Source organism: Micromonospora sp. NPDC048930, assembly GCF_043197935.1.
In the GTDB taxonomy this organism is placed as follows: domain Bacteria; phylum Actinomycetota; class Actinomycetes; order Mycobacteriales; family Micromonosporaceae; genus Micromonospora.
Window position 1 is genome coordinate 24,544 of sequence record NZ_JBICUB010000002.1, and the last position, 12,820, is coordinate 37,363.

The 12,820-nt window shown below is 72.8% G+C and carries 13 protein-coding genes; 7 read left to right on the plus strand and 6 right to left on the minus strand.

Features of this window, described 5'->3' with window-relative positions:
- The first annotated feature begins 62 nt into the window (after nucleotides 1-62).
- Complete coding sequence (locus ACGFI9_RS05475) at nucleotides 63-1,295, plus strand: SUKH-3 domain-containing protein (protein ID WP_393175294.1); 1,233 nt, start codon at nucleotides 63-65, stop codon at nucleotides 1,293-1,295.
- A gap of 6 nt (nucleotides 1,296-1,301) precedes the next feature.
- Here the strand turns inward: ACGFI9_RS05475 and ACGFI9_RS05480 are convergent, their stop codons facing one another.
- Both ACGFI9_RS05480 and ACGFI9_RS05485 read right to left on the minus strand, forming a co-directional pair.
- A complete protein-coding gene (locus tag ACGFI9_RS05480; protein WP_393175296.1) occupies nucleotides 1,302-1,916 on the minus strand; it encodes a DUF2625 family protein in 615 nt (204 codons plus the stop codon).
- 11 nt (nucleotides 1,917-1,927) lie between these two features.
- Nucleotides 1,928-3,367: an aldehyde dehydrogenase family protein gene (locus ACGFI9_RS05485; protein ID WP_393175298.1), complete on the minus strand. Its 1,440-nt coding sequence runs from the start codon at nucleotides 3,365-3,367 to the stop codon at nucleotides 1,928-1,930.
- A 141-nt stretch (nucleotides 3,368-3,508) separates the two neighbouring features.
- Between ACGFI9_RS05485 and ACGFI9_RS05490 the strand changes: the two genes are divergently transcribed.
- Both ACGFI9_RS05490 and gabT read left to right on the plus strand, forming a co-directional pair.
- The gene (locus ACGFI9_RS05490; protein WP_393175300.1) at nucleotides 3,509-4,945 is read left to right on the plus strand and encodes a gamma-aminobutyraldehyde dehydrogenase; all 1,437 of its coding nucleotides are present in this window, start codon (nucleotides 3,509-3,511) and stop codon (nucleotides 4,943-4,945) included.
- A 3-nt stretch (nucleotides 4,946-4,948) separates the two neighbouring features.
- Nucleotides 4,949-6,220 (plus strand): 4-aminobutyrate--2-oxoglutarate transaminase, encoded by a 1,272-nt coding sequence (gene gabT, locus ACGFI9_RS05495; protein ID WP_393175302.1) that lies wholly within the window; start codon nucleotides 4,949-4,951, stop codon nucleotides 6,218-6,220.
- A 108-nt stretch (nucleotides 6,221-6,328) separates the two neighbouring features.
- Here gabT and ACGFI9_RS05500 read toward each other — a convergent pair whose 3' ends face one another.
- On the minus strand, nucleotides 6,329-6,766 hold the full coding sequence (locus ACGFI9_RS05500; RefSeq protein ID WP_393175304.1) for a hypothetical protein: 438 nt from the start codon (nucleotides 6,764-6,766) through the stop codon (nucleotides 6,329-6,331).
- A gap of 110 nt (nucleotides 6,767-6,876) precedes the next feature.
- Between ACGFI9_RS05500 and ACGFI9_RS05505 the strand changes: the two genes are divergently transcribed.
- The 3 genes from ACGFI9_RS05505 to ACGFI9_RS05515 are packed head-to-tail and all read left to right on the plus strand — an operon-like array spanning nucleotide 6,877 to nucleotide 9,169.
- Complete coding sequence (locus ACGFI9_RS05505; protein ID WP_393175306.1) at nucleotides 6,877-7,281, plus strand: GntR family transcriptional regulator; 405 nt, start codon at nucleotides 6,877-6,879, stop codon at nucleotides 7,279-7,281.
- Between the two features lie 11 nt (nucleotides 7,282-7,292).
- The gene (locus ACGFI9_RS05510; protein WP_393175308.1) at nucleotides 7,293-8,183 is read left to right on the plus strand and encodes an ABC transporter ATP-binding protein; all 891 of its coding nucleotides are present in this window, start codon (nucleotides 7,293-7,295) and stop codon (nucleotides 8,181-8,183) included.
- Complete coding sequence (locus ACGFI9_RS05515) at nucleotides 8,180-9,169, plus strand: ABC transporter permease (RefSeq protein ID WP_393175310.1); 990 nt, start codon at nucleotides 8,180-8,182, stop codon at nucleotides 9,167-9,169. Before ACGFI9_RS05510 ends, ACGFI9_RS05515 begins: the two co-directional genes overlap by 4 nt.
- Before the next feature lie 173 nt (nucleotides 9,170-9,342).
- Here the strand turns inward: ACGFI9_RS05515 and ACGFI9_RS05520 are convergent, their stop codons facing one another.
- From ACGFI9_RS05520 to ACGFI9_RS05530, 3 genes are all read right to left on the minus strand, one after another.
- Complete coding sequence (locus ACGFI9_RS05520) at nucleotides 9,343-10,029, minus strand: hypothetical protein (RefSeq protein WP_393175312.1); 687 nt, start codon at nucleotides 10,027-10,029, stop codon at nucleotides 9,343-9,345.
- Between the two features lie 168 nt (nucleotides 10,030-10,197).
- The gene (locus ACGFI9_RS05525) at nucleotides 10,198-11,055 is read right to left on the minus strand and encodes a hypothetical protein (protein ID WP_393175314.1); all 858 of its coding nucleotides are present in this window, start codon (nucleotides 11,053-11,055) and stop codon (nucleotides 10,198-10,200) included.
- Between the two features lie 110 nt (nucleotides 11,056-11,165).
- Nucleotides 11,166-11,381 (minus strand): hypothetical protein, encoded by a 216-nt coding sequence (locus tag ACGFI9_RS05530; RefSeq protein WP_393175316.1) that lies wholly within the window; start codon nucleotides 11,379-11,381, stop codon nucleotides 11,166-11,168.
- Nucleotides 11,382-11,515: 134 nt separating this feature from the next.
- Here ACGFI9_RS05530 and ACGFI9_RS05535 point away from each other — a divergent pair, with 134 nt between their 5' ends.
- Nucleotides 11,516-12,799, plus strand: a complete 1,284-nt coding sequence (locus tag ACGFI9_RS05535) for a GAF domain-containing protein (RefSeq protein ID WP_393175318.1) — start codon at nucleotides 11,516-11,518, stop codon at nucleotides 12,797-12,799.
- Nucleotides 12,800-12,820 lie beyond the last annotated feature (21 nt).

The following is a 12,820-nucleotide window of genomic DNA, read 5'->3' on the forward strand; positions in this document are numbered from 1 at the left end:
CCGTCGGTAGGGCAGACCATACCGGGCGCCACCGAATCCGTGGGGTCCGGTAGTTTCAGGCTGTGATCGAGCGACAGCAGGCCGAACAACTCGGAGCCGTCTGGGCACAGCGGGATTCCGAGCGCTTGGGATTCCCGTGCACGCCGCTCGTTGAGGAGTTCGACCTGGGTTACCTGATCACCTCCACCGTGTCTCCGGACGTCCGCGCCCACCCCGGTGACCTGCCCACGACCGTTGTGGACAAGGAGACCGGCGAGGTGTCGACCTGGCCGCGCCTGCCGTTCCCCGCGGTAGTGCAGCTCTTCCGCCAGCGCCGGCCGCCCGGGCCGCGCGCACCACGCACGGTCGACCCCGCCAGCCAACTGCTCCGCGAGCTCAGCCGGCTCCCCACGCCCGGTGCCGCCGCGCACCTCACCCTTGACGGCCGGATGCACGTGGCCCACGGCGCCAAGGGCGACGTCGAGCTGCACCATCACCCGCTGGTGCGGTCCTACCTGGACGATCTGTCTCCTGGTCACCTCGTACGCGGCGGCGAGCGGCACGCCGAGATGATCGTCGTCTCCGACGTGCTGCACGAACGGGACCACCAGAGGGCTGCCGACGGCCTAGCCCCGCTTACTCTGCAAGAGGCCAAGGGAATGCTCCGTAACAGCCGGATCGAGTTCTTTCGGATTCGTGAGGCGGGCGACGCGTTCGGCGGGCCGGCGAAGCTCCCCTGTGACTCGTGCATCAACTTCCTGGTGCACTTCAACGCGCTGCCCTGGTCGGACCTCGCGTACACAGAGGAGTGGCTCTCGGAGCCACAGGTCGATCCGGAGCCCGGGCGCTTTCCGCGTCACGTCGCCGATGCCTTGGTGCTTGCCGGCTGGCGTCCTCACTTCGGCAACGAGGTACTGGCCGCCGCCGCCGTCCGCGAGGTGGCCGCCGTGGCCAGCAGGAGACACTCGCATGCGGTGTTCCCGGCCGCCGTGTCGGCCCTCACGGCGTTCCCGGGGCTCATAACCGGACGCAAAGGCCCGGGAGCCCAGGTCTGGATATCTCGCTTCAACATCCGTCCACCCCACATTGCGCACACCGCCGACACTCTCGCGGACTTCGGCGGGGTGCTCGGCGTACGGCTCTTCCCCCTGGGCACCGAGCGGGGGGACAGCATCATCGCGGTTGACGAGCACGGCCGGATCTTCGCGCTCGACCAGGCCGGCGAGTGGTTCCTCGGCCCGGACATCGACGCCGCCCTCACCACCCTGCTGCTGGGCCGGGCCCCCGCGCGGGTACGCGACGACGGCACCTGGTGAGTGCCGTCAGGAGCCGAGCTGCCGGGCCATGTCCTGGTAGAACGACACCGCCTCGGCCAGCGGCACGGCCTGCCGCGACACCACGGAGAGGTCCTTGCCCTCCTTGCTGAACGGCGGCGGCCAGGCGCTGATCGCCTGATCGAGCGCGAGCGCGGCGACCTCGGGCTGCCAGCCGGGCCAGCGGAGGGTGTCGTAGAAGTCGGTGAGCGACCCGGCGAGCACGGCGTACAGCCAGTCGGCGTACCCCTGCTCCAGGTCGAGCCAGCCGAGGTCGTCGGGCCCGAAGTAGTGCACGGTCGGCCTCGCCCCGGGCTGGCCCTGCGCCCAGGCGAACCGGCCGCCCAGCACGTCGTACCCGATGACGACCAAGCCCTGGCCGGGGTCGGACTCGGTCGCCACGTCGGGCAGGCCGGCGTGCCCGCTGCCGAGCACGCGCAGCCAGCCGTGGTCGACCAGCAGACCGCCGGTGTTGGCCACCACCGCACCGAGCCAGGACCGCGTGGTGATCTCCAGTGCGGCCAGGCAGGCCGACGCCCGGGCCGGCTCGGCGGGCAGCACCTCGACCGGGTACGGCGCGGCGGCGACGGCCGCGGCGACCTCGTCCCACGCTGACTGCTCCACGCGCCGAGACGCTACAGCGCCAGCCCGGTCAGCACCATGACCCGCGGCTCGGTGTAGTCCTCCATCGCGCTGCGCAGTCCTTCCCGCCCGACGCCGGACCCCTTCACCCCGCCGTACGGCATCTGGTCGGCCCGGTACGACGGCACGTCGCCGACGATCACCCCGCCGACCTCGAGTGTCCGGGCGGCGGCGAACGCGACATCCAGCCGGTGGGTGAACACGCCGGCCTGCAACCCGTACGCGGAGTCGTTGACCGCGGCGAACGCGGCCTGGTCGTCGGTGACCGGGGCGACCACCAGCACCGGCCCGAAGACCTCCTCCCGGGAGACCTTCGCGGAGGCCGGCACGCCGGACAGCACGGTCGGCGGGTAGGTGGCGCCCTCCCGGCGGCCACCGACCTCGATGGTGGCCCCGGCGGCGACCGCCTCGTCCACCCACGCCTCGACCCGTTCCGCGGCTTCGACGGAGACCAGCGGCCCGACGTCGGTCAGCTCCGAGGTCGGGTCCCCGGTGCGCAGTTCCTGCACCGCGGCGACCAGTCGGGGCAGGAACCCGTCGTAGATCCATTCGTGCACGTAGACCCGCTGCACGGCGATGCAGGACTGCCCGGCCTGGTAGTTGGAGAAGGTGGCGATGCGGTGCGCGGCGAAGGTCAGGTCCTCGTCGGACGCCCAGTCCTCGCAGATCACCGCCGCCGCGTTGCCGCCCAGTTCCAGGGTCACGTGCTTCTCCGGGGCGGCCCGCCGGATGGCCGCGCCGACCGGCCCGGAGCCGGTGAACGACACCACCGGCAGCCGCGGGTCGGCGACCAGTTCGGCGGCCCGCTCGTTGGGCAGCGGCAGCACCGAGAACATCCCCTCGGGTAGCCCGGTCTCGGCCAGGATCTCGCCGAGCAGCAGCGCCGACAGCGGGGTGGCCGGCGCGGGCTTGACGATGATGGGCGCGCCGACGGCGATCGCCGGGGCGACCTTGTGCGCGACGAGGTTGAGCGGGAAGTTGAACGGCGCGATGCCCAGCACGGGGCCGCGGGGCACCCGCCGGACCAGCGCGATGCGCCCGGTGGCCGCCGGGTCGGTGTCGAGGCGTTGCAGCTCGCCGGAGAAGCGCCGGGCCTCCTCGGCCGCCCACCGGAAGGTGGAGACGGCCCGTCCCACCTCGGCCTTCGCCCACTTGACCGGCTTGCCGTTCTCGGCGGTGATCAGTGCCGCGACCTCGTCGGCCCGTTCGGCGAGCCGGCGGGAGACGTGGTCCAGGGCGGCGGCCCGGACGTGCGCGGGCAGGGCCGCGGCCTCCGCGGCCACCCGGGCGGCTGCCGCGACGGCGGCTTCGACCTGGTCGGGCGTGGCGAGGGTGGTACGCCCCACCGTCCGGCCGTCGTACGGATGGGTGACGGTCAGCTCGTCCGCACCGTGGGCGGGGCGGCCGGCGACGAAGAAGGCTCTCGGCTCCACGTTCGGCAGCGTAGACCACCCCGGCTCGCGCGGAAACAGTTGCTCAAACCCTTGTCTGCCGCGAATTCAGTAGCCAAGATGGCAGTCAGATTGCGATAACCTCCGCTGACTCTACCCCCGGCCACCCCTCGGAGACTTCTGATGAGCGATCAGCAGCAGCTGCGCAACTTCGTCAACGGCGAGTACGTCGACCCGGTGGACGGCGGCTACGCCGATCTGGTCGACCCCTGTACGGGCGAGGTGTTCGCCCAGGCGCCGGTCTCCGGGGCGGCGGACGTGGACGCGGCGATGAAGGCCGCCGCCACGGCGTTCGAGAGCTGGCGGGACGCCACCCCCGGCGAGCGGCAGAAGGCGCTGCTCAAGCTCGCCGACGCGGTGGAGGCCCGGGCGGCCGAACTGGTCGACGCCGAGGTACGCAACACCGGCAAGCCCCGCCAGCTCACCGCCGACGAGGAGCTGCCGCCGGCGGTGGACCAGTTCCGCTTCTTCGCCGGCGCGGCCCGCCTGCTGGAGGGGCGCTCGGCGGGCGAGTACATGGCCGGCCACACGTCGTACGTGCGGCGCGAGCCGATCGGCGTCTGCGCCCAGGTCACGCCGTGGAACTACCCGCTGATGATGGCGGTCTGGAAGATCGCCCCGGCCCTCGCCGCCGGCAACACGGTGGTGCTCAAGCCGTCGGACACCACGCCGGTGTCGACGCTGCTGCTGGCCGAGATCGCGTCCGAGTTCCTCCCGCCGGGCGTGTTCAACGTGGTCTGCGGCGACCGGGACACCGGCCGCGCCCTGGTCGCCCACCCGACCCCGCAGTTCGTGTCGATCACCGGCTCGACCCGGGCCGGCATGGAGGTCGCCGCCGCGGCGGCGCCCGACCTGAAGCGGACCCACCTGGAGCTGGGCGGCAAGGCCCCGGTGGTGATCTTCGACGACGCCGACATCGCGGCGGCGGCTGAGGCGATCGCGGTCGGCGGCTACTTCAACGCCGGCCAGGACTGCACCGCCGCCACCCGGGTCCTCGCCGGCCCCGGCATCTACGACGACTTCGTGGCGGCCCTCGCCGAGCAGGCCCGGAACACGAAGACCGGCGCGCCGGACGACGAGGACGTGCTCTACGGCCCGCTGAACAACGCCAACCAGCTCACCCGGGTACGCGGGTTCGTGGACCGGCTGCCGGACCACGCGAACGTCGAGACCGGGGGCTCACAGGTGGGCGAGCGCGGCTACTTCTACGCCCCGACCGTGGTCTCCGGCGTACGCCAGCAGGACGAGATCATCCAGGACGAGGTGTTCGGGCCGGTCATCACCGTGCAGCGCTTCTCCGACGAGGACGAGGCGGTGCGCTGGGCCAACGGCGTGGACTACGGCCTGTCGGCCTCGGTCTGGACGAAGGACCACGGGCGGGCGATGCGGATGACCCGCCGCCTCGACTTCGGCTGCGTCTGGGTGAACACCCACATTCCGTTCGTCTCCGAGATGCCGCACGGCGGCTTCAAGCACTCCGGGCACGGCAAGGACCTCTCGGTCTACAGCCTGGAGGACTACACCCGGATCAAGCACGTCATGCACAACATCGAGGGCTGACCAATGGCATCGTCCGACGAGCTGCACAAGCGCCGGGGGGCGGCCGTCGCCCGGGGCGTCGGCAGCACCATCACCTCCTACGTGGACCGCGCGGGTGGCGGCACGATCACCGACGTCGACGGGCGGGAGTGGATCGACTTCGCCGCCGGCATCGCGGTCGCCAACGTGGGCAACTCCGCGCCCAGGGTGGTCGAGGCGGTGAAGGCGCAGGTCGAGCGCTTCACCCACACCTGCTTCATGGTCGCCCCGTACGAGTCGTACGTGGCGGTCTGCGAGCAGCTCAACGCGCTGACCCCGGGCGACTTCGAGAAGCGCTCGGCGCTGTTCAACTCGGGGGCCGAGGCGGTGGAGAACGCCGTCAAGATCGCCCGGCACGCCACCGGGCGGCCGGCGGTGGTGGTCTTCGACCACGCGTACCACGGTCGGACCAACCTGACCATGGCGCTCACCGCGAAGAACATGCCGTACAAGCACCGGTTCGGGCCGTTCGCCGGGGAGATCTACCGGGTGCCGATGTCCTACCCGCTGCGCGACGGCGGGCTCGACGGGGCGACCGCGGCGGCCCGGGCGATCGAGATGATCGAGAAGCAGGTCGGCGCCGAGAACGTGGCCGCGCTGCTGATCGAGCCGATCCAGGGCGAGGGCGGTTTCGTCGTACCGGCCGAGGGGTTCCTGCCGGCGCTGCGCGAGTGGGCGACGGCCAGCGGGGTGGTCTTCGTCGCCGACGAGATCCAGACCGGGTTCTGCCGGACCGGCGACTGGTTCGCCTGTCAGCACGAGGGCGTCGAGCCGGACCTGATCACCCTGGCCAAGGGCATCGCCGGCGGCCTCCCCCTCGCCGCCGTGACCGGCCGGGCGGAGCTGATGGACGCGGTGCACGTCGGCGGGCTCGGCGGCACGTACGGGGGCAACCCGATCGCCTGCACGGCGGCCCTGGCCGCCATCGAGACCATGCACGAGCTGGACCTGGCCGCCGCCGCCCGGCGGATCGGCACCGTCATGGTCGACCGGCTGCGCGCGATCGCCGCCCGCGACCCGCGCGTCGCCGAGGTACGCGGCCGGGGCGCGATGCTCGCCGTGGAGATCGTGCAGCCGGGCACCCTCACCCCGGATCCGGCCGCCACGGCGGCGATCTCGGCGGCCTGCCACGCCGCCGGTCTGCTCACCCTCACCTGCGGCACGTACGGCAACGTGCTGCGCTTCCTGCCTCCGCTGGTCATCTCGGACGACGAGCTGGCCCGTGGCCTGGACATCCTGGACGCGGCCTTCGACTGATCGACGGTCAGCCGGTATACGTGGAACACCATGGGTCCCTTTCCCCCCAGGAGCGACCCATGGTGTTCCACCCCGGCCCTCCCCAGGGCGCGTCACCCGCTGCCCTGATCAGAGGCAGATCCAGCAGTACGCGTGGACGCCGTCGGCAACCGCCCGTCGGGCCACCCGCCGCAGCTCCCCCACGATCTCGGCGACGAGCTTCGCGTCCGGCTCACCCATCCACTCCTCGGCGGTCCGCCACGCCGCGGCGACGTCGTCCATCCGCTCGTCCTGAAGCGCCGCAAGCTCGCTGACGAACGCTGGCTTGAGCCGGAGCAGGTACGGGCCCTCGTCGTCGTTGCCGTCGACCCGCGCCTCGTCGGTGGACAAGTCCTCCACCGCCAGGTCGAGGTCGCCGTGCCTGATCGCCGCCCACAGCCTGCCGACCAGCACCGTCGGCTCGAGGAACTTGCACCGGAGCGGGGCCAGCTCGTCGCCGGGTCCGGTGTCGGTGGCGGCCAGCGCCTGCTCGGGACTCGCCGCGAAGTAGTCGGTCAGGATGCCCACGGCCGAGACGGTACGGCCTCCCTCCGACACGTCCGATCCTCCACAGGGGCTTCGTTCACGGCTGTCCTGTTCTATAGTCCTACTGTCGTAGGACAATAGAAGGGCGTCGCGTGATCGAGTTCGTACTGGACGGCCGGTCCAAGGTGAACACCTATGTGCAGCTGATCCAGCAGGTCAAACAGGCCCTGCGGGTGGGGCTGCTGACGCCTGGCGACCAGTTGCCGAAGGTCCGCGACGTCGCGCAGTCGCTGGCCATCAACCCGAACACGGTGCTCAAGGCGTACCGCGAGCTGGAGATCGAAGGTCTGGTCGAAGGACGCCCCGGCGTCGGCACCTTCGTCCGCCGGACCCTCGCCGGCTCGTCGCTGGCCGATCAGACCGAGCTTCGCGAGGAGCTGGTGGCCTGGCTGCACCGCGCCCGCGCCGCAGGACTCACCCCGGAAGACGTCACCGCCCTGGTCGAGACCACCATGCGGGCCGGCACGACGCGCGCCGAACCCGCCTCAGCAGGATGAGAGGACAGCCGATGGAGATCGCGCTGGAGGCCGAGCAGCTCGGCAAACGGTACGGAAGGACCTGGGCGCTGCGGGACTGCTCGCTGCGCCTGCCCGCTGGGCGGATCGCCGCCCTCGTCGGCCCCAACGGTGCCGGCAAGAGCACCCTGCTGCACCTCGCGGTCGGCCTGCTGCGGCCGGACGCCGGCGCGGTGCGGATCTTCGGTGAAACGCCGTACACCAACCCGTCGGTGCTGCCCGAGATCGGCTTCGTCGCCCAGGACACCCCGCTCTACCGGGACTTCACCGCGGCCGAGCTGGTGGAGCTGGGCCGCCGGATGAACAAGCGCTGGGACGGGGCGCTCGCCCGCAACCGGCTGGCCCAGCTCGGCATCCCGCCGAAGCTTCCCGTCGGCAAGCTGTCCGGCGGCCAGCGGGCGCAGGTCGCGCTGGCGCTCGCGCTCGCGAAGCGGCCCCGGCTGCTGCTCCTCGACGAACCGGTCGCCAGCCTTGATCCACTGGCGCGCCGGGAGTTCCTGCAGTCGCTGATGGGCAGCGTCGCCGACTCCGAGACGACCGTGCTGCTCTCCTCGCATCTGCTGGCCGACCTGGAACGGGTCTGCGACTACCTGGTCGTGCTGCAGGCCGCCCGGGTGCACCTGGCGGGCGCGGTCGACGACCTGGTCGCCGCACACCGGCAGCTGGTCGGGCCCCGGCACGGCGGCGAACCGATCGAGGGGGTCGAGGCCGTGGTCCGGGCGAGCCACACCGCCCGGCAGTCAACGCTCCTGGTCCGTACGGGCGGCGATGTCCTCTCTCCGGAGTGGACGGTGCACGAGGTGACGCTGGAGGACCTCGTGCTGGCGTACCTCGCCGAGGGCGAGACCACCACGAGCCACGCGGCCTGGGAGGTGCCGGCATGATCTGGCTGGCCTGGCGGCAACACCGCAAGCAGTTGCTCTTCACCCTCCTCGCTTTCGCCGCGCTCGCGGCCCTGATGATTCCGATCGGCCTGTCGATGCGGCACAGCTTCACCGAGCTCGGGCTGCCGGACTGCGTCAGACAGCTGGCGCGTTCGCAGCTCGACCCGGTCACCGCGAACGACTGCGACTCGGCGTTCCGGCAGTTCACCAACCGGTACCAGAGTTTGAACCTGGTGGCGGTCCTGCTCGTCGTCCTGCCGGTGCTCGTCGGTCTGTTCTGGGGCGCCCCGCTGGTCGCCCGGGAGGTGGAGCACGGCACGCACCGGTTCGCCTGGACGCAGGGCGTCGGCCGGACGCGGTGGGCCCTGGTGAAGTTCGGCCTGGCCGTCGCCGTCACGGTGACCCTGGCAATCGGCTACGGACTGGGCATGGCCTGGTGGGTCAGTCCGCTGACCCAGGCCGCGCACGAGGGCCGCCTCGGCTTCATCGTCTTCGACCTGCAGGGCATCGCCCCGATCGGCTACACCCTCTTCGCGGTGGCGCTCGGCATCTTCGCCGGCACCCTCTGGCGCCGGATGCTGCCCGCCATGGGCGTCACCCTGGCCGCGTTCATCGGGGTCCGGGCGGCGGTGGCGATCCTGGCCAGACCGCACTACCAGCCCGCCCGCACCCTCACCTTCCCGATCGAGGGGGCCGAACCGCTGCAGGAGGGCCGGGGCAACTGGGTCCTCGCCAGCGGCGTGCGCAACGCCGACGGAAAGATGTTGGCGGCCGACACCCGGATCATGTGCCCGACGGGCGGCCAGGCACCGGATGGCCGCCGCTGCGGGGCCGACATCGGTGCCGGACCCGGCGCCTACAACTGGGAGCTCTACCAGCCGGCCGACCGGTTCTGGTTGTTCCAGGGCATCGAGACCGGCATCTTCGTCGCCCTCGCCGCGCTCCTGCTCTACCTGGCTCTCCGCCGCGTCCGCCGCATCGCCTGAACCTCCCCAGGTGGAACACCATGGCGGTCATCGCAGCCAGGAGACCTCCATGGTGTTCCACCTGGGGCAGGGCGCGGGGCGCGCCACCTGACCCGGTGGCCCGCGCGACGCCCGCCGACCCGGCGCAACCGGCGGTATCGGGCGGTGTCGGCGCGCGGAGCGCGGCCGGCGGCTCAACCGAGCAGTTCGACCACGTTCCGGCGGACCACGTTCTTGCCGGGCTCGCGGATGAGATCCATCGCGGCCGCGTTGAGCAGGAGGCAACTGCCCGAGGGGCCGGTCACTGTCACGGTCACCGCCTTGCCGTTGTCCAGGTTGGTCACCCGCAACCGGGTCCCCGCCGGGAACTGGCCGCTGGTCGCCGTCGGAGCGCCGGCCTCGCCCGAGAACGTGATCGGACCGCCGCACACGGTCCGGCCGGCCGCGGCGCCCGGTTGAGCAGCGGCGCCCGGCTGAGCGTTGCCCGGCCGGGCCTCGCCAGCGCCCGGCCGGGCGGGCTGGGCCGCCGGCCCGTCGAGCCGCTCGACCACGTTGCGCCGGATCACGTTCCTGCCCGGCTCCCGGACCACGTCCATCGCCGCCGCGTTGAGCAGCACGCAACTGCCCGACGGCCCGGTCACCGTCACCGTCGCCGCCTTGCCGTTGTCCAGGTTGGTCACCCGCAACCGGGTGCCCACCGGGAACCGGTCGCTGGTCGCCGCCGGCGCCCCGCCCTCGGCCGAGAACGTGACCGAACCCTGACACACGCTCTGCCGGGCCGGCGTGGTGTCGGCGAACCCGAACCCGGTGCCGACCGCCACCACCGCCGCGGCGACCACCGCCACACCACCCGCCAGTACGTGCTTCCGCTGCACCCTCACCGCAACTCCCGTCGTCCGTCGGTCTGACGTACGCCGGTACGGCGTGGAGCGCCGCATCGTTCACCGCCACCCCGCCCGGGTGGCGGATTCCGGGCTTTTCGCTACCGCCCGTGACACCACGGACCGCTCCGGGTGGTGGCGCCCGCCCCACCCCGACCGGTCCACCCGTCAGTCGCGCCGGATGCCAAGCGTGCTGCGCTCGGGCAGCATTCCGGTGGCCACCACCGCCTTGGTCACCGGGGCGACGAGCTGGGCGAACCGGCCGACGGCGGGACCGAGCGCCCGCCACGGCGCGGCGGCCAGTTCATCCGTACGCCGCTCGACCTCGTCGCGGAGCCGGCGGCCGGCGTCGGTGGCGACGCCGTCGGCGTCGACCAGACCCCGGGCGGCGAGCCGGTCCCGGGCGGCGGCCCACTCCTGTCCGGTCCAGCGCCGGCTGGCGAAGACCTCCACCGGCGCGGCGCCGACGGCGGCGAATGACACCAGCGCCTCGGTCGGGTCGAGCCCGGCGGTGAGCAGCGCGGCCACGTGCCCGTCGCCGCGGTGCTCCCGCAGGATGGTGGCGGCCTGCCAGAGCGCGAGGTGCGGCGCGTCCGGCCAGGGCAGGTCGGCGTTGGCCGCGGCCAGCGGACGGGCGGCCAGGTCGGCGGCGTGGACGGCACGCCGGGCCAGCACGGCCGCCTCGGCGAGCCCGGGCGAGTCCACCCGGTCGCCGAGCAGCCGGCGCAGCGCCCGGTCCACCCCGGACAGTCGGGCGGCGAGGACCTTCGCCGGCTCGGCGGTGGCCCAGATCGCCGGCACGTACTCGGCGACCATGCGGGGGCTGAAGCTGTAGTAGGTGGCGGCGACCAACGCGGGTCCGGCCGCGCCGAGCGGTGCCGACCGGAGGGCGAAGTAGCCGGGCCACCGTTCGTCGGTCGGCAGGCCGAGCGCGGCGGCCTCCTCGGTGAGCTCGGGCGCGTAGTAGACCAGCGCGTGCACGGGCTCGATGAGCTGCCACATCTTCCGGACCATCGTCAGTTCCACGGCCGCCTCCCAACACCGTCATCTTGTCGATGTCAAGTTTGACCGGGCAGCGCCAACTTGTCAATGACAAGATGGGCCCGGCGCATCGCCGGGCCCATCTTGGGGAGAACTCAGATGTCGTTGTGCCAACCGCGCTTGATCGCACCGGCCGGCCGCGGCTCACCCTTGGCGAGCACCCGCCAGAACCGGTCCGGCTCCGCATGGTCGCGGAGGGACAGCTCCACGCCGACGCGTACCCGCCGGTCGTCGGGCACCCAGGCGACCAGGTGGCGGTGACCGCTGACCAGCTGGAGCTGCACCAACATCCGTTCCCGCGTCCCGACCATCACGACCGCCCTTCCCGTGCCACCGGCGCGCGCCCTGCGAGCCGACCAACAGGATGGGCAGGGATCCATCCCCGGGCAACCGGTATTGGCGATCAGCGGTGAGCTGGGTCACCATGGTCGCGAGGAGGTCGCCGATGGCTGACCCGTGGCTCGCCCTGGAATTCGGCGCCGATCCGGCGGAGCGGATCGCGCAGGTCGGTGCCGCCCACGAAGCGTTCCTCACCGCCGGCACCACGTCCGACCGGGTCCGGGACGTGGTCCGCCGGTCCTGGGAACGGTCCGCGCTGCTCGACCCGGAGACCACCGCCCCGGTCGACCTAGCCGACGACGCCCTGGAGAGCTACCGCGCCGCCCACCCCCTCGCGCGGGTGCTGCCCCTCTTCCGCGACCTGCTCGGCGGGATCGCCCAGGACGGCGCGCACCTGATGGCGGTCTGCGACGCGTACGGGCGGCTGCTCTGGGTGGAAGGCCATCCCGGGGTGCTCCGGCACGCCGAGCGGATGAACTTCGTGCCCGGCGCCCGGTGGGACGAGACGCACGCCGGCACCAACGCCCCCGGCACCGCCCTCGCGGTCGATCACAGTGTGCAGATCTTCGCCACCGAACACTTCGTCCGGCCGGTGCAGCGCTGGACCTGCGCCGCCGCCCCGATCCATGACCCGATCACCGGCCGGCTGCTCGGCGCCGTCGACATCACCGGCGGCGACCACCTGGCCACCCCGCAGAGCCTCGCCCTGGTCCGGGCCACCGCCCGGGCCGCCGAGGCGTTCCTCGCCGGCGCCGCACCCGCCGACCCGGACGTGCTGCACGTCGCCGCGCTCGGTCGGGACGAGGCGGAGCTGCGGTTCGGCGGGCGGCGGATCCGGCTCGGCCGCCGGCACAGCGAGCTGCTGGTGCTGCTGCTCGACCACCCGGAAGGCCGCACCGGCGAGCAGCTCGGCATCGACCTCTACGGCGACGACCGGCTGCACCCGGTCACGCTGCGCGCCGAACTGTCCCGGATGCGCCGGGCGCTCGGCGAGGAGCTGCTCGACTCCCGCCCGTACCGGCTGCGGGCGGCCGTGCGCGCCGACTTCCGTACCGTCACCGAGCTGCTGGAACGCGGCGACCCGGCGGGGGCGCTCCAGGCGTACCCGGGGCCGTTGCTGCCCGGGTCGGACGCTCCGGGAGTGACCCGACTGCGCCGCCTCGTGGACGGGCAGCTGCGCGCGGCCGTGCTGGCCACCGCGGACCCGGCGCTGCTCGCGGCCTGGACCGCGACGCCCGCCGGCGCCGACGACCTCACCGCCTGGCAGGCCCTGGCCCGGGCGTTGCCGCCGGGCGCGCCCCGCCGGCCCCTCGCCGTCGCGCGCGCCCACCAGCTCGCGCAGGAGTACGACCTGCCGCGCGCAACGTTGCTGCAACGTCGCGGAAACTAACGTCCCCCGCCATCCACCACC

Bases quoted from the DNA above. Each gene is read 5' to 3' on its own strand.
- ACGFI9_RS05490 (WP_393175300.1), top strand. From the start codon at position 3,509: ATGAGCGATCAGCAGCAGCTGCGCAACTTCGTCAACGGCGAGTACGTC.
- gabT (WP_393175302.1), top strand. From the start codon at position 4,949: ATGGCATCGTCCGACGAGCTGCACAAGCGCCGGGGGGCGGCCGTCGCC.
- ACGFI9_RS05510 (WP_393175308.1), top strand. From the start codon at position 7,293: ATGGAGATCGCGCTGGAGGCCGAGCAGCTCGGCAAACGGTACGGAAGG.
- ACGFI9_RS05515 (WP_393175310.1), top strand. From the start codon at position 8,180: ATGATCTGGCTGGCCTGGCGGCAACACCGCAAGCAGTTGCTCTTCACC.
- ACGFI9_RS05530 (WP_393175316.1), bottom strand. From the start codon at position 11,381: ATGGTCGGGACGCGGGAACGGATGTTGGTGCAGCTCCAGCTGGTCAGC.
- ACGFI9_RS05535 (WP_393175318.1), top strand. From the start codon at position 11,516: ATGGCTGACCCGTGGCTCGCCCTGGAATTCGGCGCCGATCCGGCGGAG.